This is a genomic window from Photorhabdus sp. RW14-46 (assembly GCF_963887965.1).
In the GTDB taxonomy this organism is placed as follows: domain Bacteria; phylum Pseudomonadota; class Gammaproteobacteria; order Enterobacterales; family Enterobacteriaceae; genus Photorhabdus; species Photorhabdus laumondii.
On record NZ_CAWPHH010000125.1, the window covers coordinates 1 to 546 of the forward strand.

Genomic DNA, 546 nt, shown 5'->3' on the forward strand with positions numbered 1-546 from the left:
ATGGTGTTGTTTTTGTTCCGGGGTATATCGGCTACGGCTCATGGTGTCAGTCTCCAGGTGAAGATAAGGAAGCAGTAGCGTGCATGGGCCGGAGAGGAAGAACAAGGTGAGATGACCGGACGTTTACAGAGAAGGATGTTAAACACTGAACGTTTGTGGGGCGGTGATGCAGAAAACCCCGTCCCAACCATCATGGGGCTGGGGGTGTCACTGCTCTTTTTATTGACCGCATTACCCCTCCAGGCGGCTGAGACTTATCAGGACTGCGGGACTGAACTGGGGAGTAAGGTTAGCAATGTCACCGGCTATGCCATGATGCCGAACAATAAAGATAAGCGTGATTATTCACGGGATGAAATCGTGGGTTATACCACCAGCGGCCCTTTTGACCGGTCGACAACCTGCCGCGTTCCCCCCGAGACCCAGTTTATGGCCTACACCGTGGGATCGGGGACCGACTCATTGATCTCTTCGTCGTCACCGGGTAGCGTCCGGGTCGGCAAGGCTGGCGACTTTATGGTTGATATCGGGCAATCGTCACTCTCT

General features: G+C 54.0%; 1 pseudogene. It reads left to right on the forward strand.

Annotation, left to right across the window (positions count from 1 at the left end):
* Positions 1 to 111 precede the first annotated feature (111 nt).
* A pseudogene (locus AACQ38_RS23870) lies at positions 112 to 546 on the forward strand (hypothetical protein); the annotation flags it as partial.